This is a genomic window from Protofrankia symbiont of Coriaria myrtifolia (assembly GCF_900634755.1).
Taxonomy (GTDB): Bacteria; Actinomycetota; Actinomycetes; order Frankiales; family Frankiaceae; genus Protofrankia; species Protofrankia coriariae.
Map to the genome: position 1 here is coordinate 1 of NZ_CAAAFS010000214.1, position 7,242 is coordinate 7,242.

At 74.7% G+C, this 7,242-nt stretch carries 6 protein-coding genes; all 6 read right to left on the bottom strand.

Going from position 1 to position 7,242, the window contains the following annotated elements; all coding sequences use genetic code 11:
- The coding region (locus CM1CMNOD_RS12135; protein ID WP_131773992.1) for a molecular chaperone DnaJ at nt 1-523 on the bottom strand (523 nt) is incomplete at its 3' end.
- Complete coding sequence (locus CM1CMNOD_RS12140; protein ID WP_013873918.1) at nt 516-1,718, bottom strand: AAA family ATPase; 1,203 nt, start codon at nt 1,716-1,718, stop codon at nt 516-518. The genes CM1CMNOD_RS12135 and CM1CMNOD_RS12140, both read right to left, overlap by 8 nt.
- Nucleotides 1,715-3,922: an ATP-binding protein gene (locus CM1CMNOD_RS12145; RefSeq protein ID WP_013873919.1), complete on the bottom strand. Its 2,208-nt coding sequence runs from the start codon at nt 3,920-3,922 to the stop codon at nt 1,715-1,717. The genes CM1CMNOD_RS12140 and CM1CMNOD_RS12145 overlap by 4 nt, the downstream gene beginning before the upstream one ends.
- Nucleotides 3,919-5,064 (bottom strand): hypothetical protein, encoded by a 1,146-nt coding sequence (locus CM1CMNOD_RS12150; protein ID WP_013873920.1) that lies wholly within the window; start codon nt 5,062-5,064, stop codon nt 3,919-3,921. Before CM1CMNOD_RS12150 ends, CM1CMNOD_RS12145 begins: the two co-directional genes overlap by 4 nt.
- A 264-nt stretch (nt 5,065-5,328) precedes the next feature.
- On the bottom strand, nt 5,329-6,363 hold the full coding sequence (locus tag CM1CMNOD_RS12155; RefSeq protein WP_013873921.1) for an NADP-dependent oxidoreductase: 1,035 nt from the start codon (nt 6,361-6,363) through the stop codon (nt 5,329-5,331).
- Between the two features lie 154 nt (nt 6,364-6,517).
- Nucleotides 6,518-7,242, bottom strand: a 725-nt coding sequence (locus tag CM1CMNOD_RS12160; protein ID WP_131773993.1) for a mycofactocin-associated electron transfer flavoprotein beta subunit, incomplete at its 5' end; no start/stop codon positions are given.

Sequence of the window (7,242 nt, forward strand, 5' to 3'; positions counted from 1 at the left end):
CCACGGCGGTGCCCTCGGCGCTGTCGGCCTGCTGCCGGGCGGCGGCGAGCAGCGCCTCGACCTGGGCGTCGACGGCCCGCTCGGCGTTGCGCGCGGCCTCCCGGCGGGCGTACCGCTGCGTCCGGCCGCCGTAGTTGTCGTCGTAGTAGATGCCCTCGCCCTCGGCCTCGACGGTTTCGGCGAGCTGCCCGCGGACGACCGCGCTGGCCTCGCCGGAGGCCGTCACCTCGGCGACGGCCTCCGCGACGATCTCCAGTTCGCGGGTGGCGGGGTGGTAGCTCAGCCAGCCACCGTCGAGGGCGTGCCGGAACGACTCGCCGTCACGTTCCCACCCGGCGGTGCGGGCGAGGACTCCGGTCAGCGCGGCCAGGGTGGGCGCGCCGATGCCGGCGGTCAGCGGCTCGCGGATCCGGGCGTCGCCGGTGGCCTGCCCGCGCCGGGTCACCTGGCGGCGGACCTCCTGCTCCCAGGCGTCGCTGAGGTCACGGGCGGCGCGGACGCGGACCCGGCGCGGGTTACACATCGACCAGTTCCTCCTCGGCGAACCGTTCCCGGTAGATGGCGATCGTCTCCCGCTGGTGGCGTTGGACGTTGGCGAGCAGGTCGCGGGCGTCGGGATGGTCGCGGCGCAGCTCCAGGACGAGCCGCTGGCCGCGTCGCAGCAGCTCCCGGAACTCCTCGGCGCCGGTCACCCGCGCACGCTGGCCGGCCAGCTCGGCGAGGTCGATCCGCAGCTCGCCGAAGCTGCGCACGGTACGGCCGGGCCGGTCGACGGGCACGCCGGCGTCGGCGACGATCCGGCGTATCGTCTGCTCGTCCCGCGGGCTGGTCCACAGGTGGACGAGCGGGGCGAGGTCGACGAGTTCGGCGGCGGCGCGGCCGGCGAGCAGCGCGCGGGCCGCGAACGTCTTCTGCGCCTTCACCGCCCGCCGGTCGGAGAAGACGACGCCTTCGGCGCGCAGGGAGCGCACGATCCGGGCGAACGGCCCGCGCACGGCGGTCAGGTCGATGTCGGCGACGGCGCGCTGGAGCCGGCCGAGATCGGCGAGGCCGAACCCGACCCGGGTGCGCCCGGCCGGGCCGCCTGCCCCGGCCGCCGCCGGATTGATCAGTTCCTGTTCGCCGCGCCAGCCGAGGGTGAGGACGTCCTCGATGTCGTCGTCGGGGACATAGCCGAGCCGGCAGCGCAGCAGGAACCGGTCACTGAACGCGGCCAGCACCGGATCGTCCGGAATGTCGTTGGACGCGCCGAGCAGCGTGATCAGACTGGCGTCGACCGTCCGGGTGCCGTTGTGGAAGGTCCGTTCGTTGATGAGGGTGAGCAGGGTGTTGAGGATCGCCGAGCTGCCCTGGAACACCTCGTCGAGCAGGGCTATGTCGGCCTCGGGCAGCATGCCGGCGGTGTTCACCTGGTAGACGCCCTCGGTCCGCAGCCGCCGGATGTCGATCGGCCCGAACAGCTCGGCCGGTTCGGTGAACCGGGTCAGCAGATAGCTGAAGCAGCGGGCGTCGAGCGTGCGGCGGAAGCGTTCCAGCAGGCTGCTCTTGGCGGTTCCCGGCGGCCCGACGAGCAGGACGTGCTCGCGGCACAGGACGGCCAGAGCAAGCAGGTCGACCGCTTCGTCCCGGTCCACGAAGTCCTGCCGGACGTCGCGGAGCCGGGTGGCGAACGTGCGCGCCAGCACCCTGGTCGGCTGGTCCAGCGCTGGTGTGGTCATGGCGCGGTGCTCTCTCCCCGGCCGGGCCTGGTACCGGTGGCACGGGACGTCCCGGCCCGGGAGTTCCCGTCCGTGTCCGTGGTGGATTCTTCCCCATCGGTGACGATCGGGAGCGTATCCGTGATGTCACGGCGTATGGCGCACTCGGTGCGCCGGTCCGACGGCGGGCTCTTCGCCAGCTCCCGCTGCTGTCGGGCCGCCCGCAACGCCCCGATCAGCTCGCCGAGCCGGCGGGCGTCAGCGGGCCGCCGCGGGTCGCCGACCAGCTCGTCGGCGCGGCCGTCGCGGAACACCGAGCGGATCTCGTCGCCGTTGAACCCCTCGGTCGCCCGCGCGATGGTGTCCACCAGCGCGGGGTCGACCGGGATGCCGAAATGCTCGGCGTGCACCCGGACGATCTCCCGGCGGGCGTCCTCGTCCGGCAGGCCGATCCTGATCGGGCGGAACCGGCTCGGCCGCAGCAGCGCGTCGTCGATCAGGTCGATCCGGTTAGTCGTACCGATGATCAGAACCGGCACCTCGGGGCGGAAGCCGTCCAGCTCGGTGAGCAGCTGGGCGACGATCGCGTTGCCCGCCCGGCTGCCGCCGTCGCCCCGGCCGGTGCGGCTGGCCGCGATCGAGTCGAACTCGTCGAAGACGACCACGGCCGGGGCGTTGCGCCGCGCCTCGGCGAAAAGATCGCGGATCTTGCGTTCGCTCTCCCCGACGTACATGTCGGTGACCTCCGGCCCACTGACCACGAGGATCGTCGCGGCCAGCCGGGCGGCCACGGCCTTGGCGAACAGCGTCTTGCCGGTGCCCGGCGGGCCGTGGAAGATGAACCCCCGCGGCACCAGGTCGTGGCGGAGATGGGCGGGCAGGTCGACGGCGCCGCCGATGATGCTCAGCGCCCGCGCCAGCTCGGCCTTGACCTCCGCGTAGCCGCCGATCGCCGAGAACGGCACGTTCGGCACCTCGAACGAGCTGGACGTCCGGGCCTTGAACACCCGCAGCTCGTGACGCAGGTCGGCGAAGGTGGGCCGCCGGTCGCCCTCGCGGAGCGCCGGGCGGTGCTGGTGGTAGGCGAACCGCAGGGCGTTGCGCAGCCGGACGGCGTTCATCCCGGCCACGTACTTGTACAGGTCGGCCGCGTCGAAGCCGTCGAAGAGCCCGGCCTCCTCGCGGGTGACCAGCACCCGCGCGCCGGAGCCGGTCGTCACCTCCCGGGGCAGGATTTCGATCGACAGCCGGACCGCGAACCGGTTGGCCAGCACCTCGGGGATCACCAGGGACGGGTCGGTGAACGCCAGCAGCACGCACGCGCTGCGCTCGTAGAGGACGTCGGCGAGCTCCCGGGCCTCGCTCGTCAGCGCCGCGTCGCTGCCGCCGGCGAGCAGGTCCAGATGCGGGACGACCACCACGTCACCGGGCTTGGCGTCGGTGACCGCGGCCTGCAACGCGACCAGCAGCTCGGCGCGGCGCCCGCCACCGAGCGGGGTCGCCTCCCCCGGCCCGGACGGCGTCCCCGGCACCGCGGCCGCGGCGCCGCCGGCGGGCCGCGGCGTCCGCTGGGGCCGTCCGGAGCGGCCGGCGATCTCGTGGGCCAGGTGCTCGACGAGCAGCTTCTCGCAGCGCACCAGGACCGACAGGCCGCTCTCCAGGTACGCGGCGGCCCGGTTGATCTCCGTGTCGTGCGCGATCAGCACGGCTTCCCGCTCGCTCAGCGTCTCCGGATACCCGGACTCCGCGGCCGCGGCCGGGCCGGCCGCGGCGGCGTCCCGCCCGGCTGTGTCACCGCCCTGCCCGGGCAGGGGGGTGTTCCGCCCGGTGCTGCTGGCGTGGGTGCCCACGTCCGCGCCAACCCCGCTGCCGGGGCCGCTGCCAGCGCCGGCAGCGGGGTTGGCAGCCGAGTTGTCCGCGGCGTCGGTGCCGGCCGCCGGCCCGCCGTCGCGCGGTGAGCCGGCCGCGGCGAGGGCCGTCAGGTCCAGGCCGGGAGGGAGATGGAGCGGGGTCGACGGGTCGGGTTCGGCCAGCTCCAGGACGAGCCGCCGGACCGGTACGTCCAGGTAGGCCGGATCCAGCGGGGTGATGCTGAACGCCGGCAGGTCGGCCAACAGCTCACCGAGCGTGAGCTCCGGTTCGTCGGTCTCGGCCAACACGTAGCGATCGTGAAACGCCGTCGGGTCGAGCGGGACGAGCCGCAACGTGCGTACACCCGCACTCATGCCGCACCTGCCGCCGACACGGCGAGCCGGTACCGCCGGACAAGGGTCAGCGCGTCGCGGTGGCCGTCCAGGAACATCCGGGAGCGGATCAGCTCCGGGTCGCGCTGGTCCAGCACGGCCAGCGGCGCCCAGAACCGGATGGTGGCAACAGGCAGGTCGTCGGGCGGCCCGGTGCCGGCGAGCGCCCGGGCCGCCGCGCCCAGCCGCCCGTCCCAGTCGGCGCCGTGGCGCAGCCGGGCCAGCAGATAGACGTCGAGCACGACATCGGGATGATCGTTGGACAGCCGGGTCAGCAGCTCCGCGCGCCAGGCGAGCACCGCCGGGTCGGACGACCAGGCGGCCAGCGCCGCGGTCAGCACGGCACACCCACGCGGCCGGCCGAGCAGGCCGACGGCGGCCGCGGCCTGCATCGCGGTGGCACCGCGGGCCAATCGGGCCAGCGGCGGCCGGTACAGCACCGCGGTCAGGGGAGACGCCCGCAGCAGCGCGTCGGCCAGCTCGGCGTCGATCGTCCGCTCCGCCGCCAACCCGACCGGCGTGGCCAGCCCGACCGGTGTGGCCGGTGTGGCCAGCCCGGGCACCCCTGCCGGCCCGGGCGGCCCGGATGCCGCGGCCGGCCCGGAGTCCGCCGTCCGCTCGGGTGCTGCTGCCCGCCCGGCTGTTGCTGCCTGTTCGGATATCGCTGCCTGTTCGGATGTTGCCGTCCGTTCGGGCGTTGGCGTGCGGTGTACCGTCCGGCAGGCCAGCAGGGCCGGAGCGACCACGGCGTGCCGGGCGAGCGCGTCGGCCCAGCCACCGGCGGGCAGCCCCACCGCGGGAGACGCCTCGGCGAGGGCCCGCGCCGGCACGGGCTCGGCCCGCCCGCCGACCGCGGCGGCCAGCAGCAGCGCCCCCGGGCCGACCGGCACCGGGTCGGCGAACGGAGGCGATCCCGTCCCGAGCCGGGCGGCCGTGCCGCGGATCAGCTCCCGCAGCGCCGTCACGGTGGCCGCACCGGGACGACCGAGCCCGCCGACGTCCCGCAGCGGGCCGACCGGTGGCGGCCCCGGCCCTCTCGCCGCGTCACCACCCGCCGGCCGGTCGGCTCCAGCGGCCTCGGCGGCCCAGGCGAGCACCCGCCGCACGGTCATCTCCGCGTTCATCCGGCGGTCCCCCAACAGGGGGTGATCACCATGCTCTCACCACCGTCCCGGGCACCTCTCACCTCCTGTGCGCGCCACCTCCTGCGAGCATCACCTCTTGTGCGCGCGCCGTGGCTGTAAGCACGGCGTCAGCATCAACAGCGACGTCTCAAAGAAGATCGGACTCCACCATTGTTCCGGGCGGCTGCCCTGGATCCGGCCAGGAACGACGCAGGCGGCGTCCCCCGTCGTGCGGACCGCCGCGCGTTCATCCCGGAGGTCATCTCAGCCGTCCCGGCCCAGGCGGGCGGAGCCGGCGATCTCGAGTACAAGCTTGCCGGTGTTGCCGCCGGAGAAGAGCAGGAGCAGCACCTCGGGGAAACCCCCGATCCCGCCGGTGACGACGTCCTCGCGAGCCCGCAGCGAACCGTCCGCCAGCCAGCTGGCCAGCTCCGCCGTCGCCTCCGGATAGCGGTCGGCGTAGTCGGAGACCAGCATCCCCGTCATGGACGCGCGCTGGATCAGCAGCCACCAGTAGTTCCGCGGTCCGCTGACCTGCGTGGTCGCGTTGTACCGCGAGATCGCGCCACAGATGACCACCCGCGCGCCGAGGGCCAGGTGGACGAGGACGCCGTCGAGGATGTCACCGCCGACATTGTCGAAATAGATGTCGACGCCGTCGGGGGCGTGCTTGTGCAGCGCGTCCTCGACATTCTGCTCCTTGTAGTCGATGGCCGCGTCGAAACCGAGCTCGTCGACCAGCCAGCCGCACTTGCGCGCGCCACCGGCGATACCGATGACACGGCATCCCAGCCGTTTGGCGATCTGGCCGACCACGCTGCCGACGGCACCGGCGGCCGCCGAGACCACCACGGTGTCACCCGGCCGGGGGCGGCCGATGTCGAGCAGCCCGAAATAGGCGGTCAGGCCCGGCATCCCGAGCGCGCCGAGGTAGGTCGGCAGCGGCGCCCGGCCGGTGTCGACCGTGGCGACGCCCCGGCCGTCGCAGACCGCGTACTCCTGAACCCCGAACGGCCCGGTGACATGGTCACCCACGGCAAACCCGGGATGTCTGGAGGCGACGACGCGGCCGGCCGCATAGGCGCGCATGACCTCCCCCAGCGGCACCGGCGGGACATAGGAGCGCGCCTGGTTCATCCAGCCCCGCATGGCCGGGTCGAGGGAGACATAGCTGATCTCGACGAGGAACTCCCCCTCACCGGGGGTGGGAACCACTGTCTCGACCTGCTCCCAGTCGCCGGGGGCGGGCAGGCCCACCGGACGGGCCGCGAGACGGATCTGCCGGTTGACGGCCTTCAAGGTCCACCCTCCACGGGACAACGGCGCTTGGTACGGCGGCTGCCCCTGCCAGGGAAGCCCCTGCGGAGGCGGCCCTGGCAGGAACAGCCCTGATACGGCGGATGCCGCGTGCCGGATGCCGGGCGCCGGGCAGCCACCGCCGACGGTAGCGCGGCTACGGCCCGGCGGAGGGCCGCTCGCCGAGGTAGCCGTTGCGTTCCAGGAAGGCCAGCAGCGCGTCGGCCGCGCCGGCGGCGTTCACAGGGCCGACGATGGTGGGCGGTTCGTGCGCGACCAGCACGCCGGTCAGCTCCATCAGGCGCTGCCGGGGGGTGCCTGACGGCGGCGGGACGACCCTGGTCCGCGGCCGGAACGGACGCGCCGAGCGGACCGTGACGGCGGCCGCCAGGTCGTCGCCGGCGACGGTTTCCGCGTCCAGCACGGCTATCTCGGCGCGCTCCGCCGCCAGGACCGCCGGCAGGGACGCCCGTCGCGGCCGGACGCCGGCGCCCTCGACCGAGCACACCGCCGGCGGGCGCACCCGCAACCGTTCCCGCCGGCCGCCGTCGAGACGGCGCTCGGCCAGCAGCGACCCGCCGTCGACACGAAGGTCGACCAGCCCGAGCGCCTGGGCGGCGCCGAGCTCGTGCGCCAGCAGCGCGGGCAGCGCGCCCGTGCCCCGGTCCGGGGAGCGGTCGCCGCAGAGCACCAGCGCCGGCTCCCCGACGGTGCGGACCGCGGCGAGCAGGCTGCGGGCCAGGGCACGCTCGTCCCGGCCGAGATCGTCGAGGTAGTGCCGGGCGGAGCCGAGCGGATCGCCGGCATGCCGGGGATCGTCACCGTGGCGCGGGCCGCCGGCGTGCGGCGCCGGCGCCGCACGCCGGCGGCCCGCGCCACGGT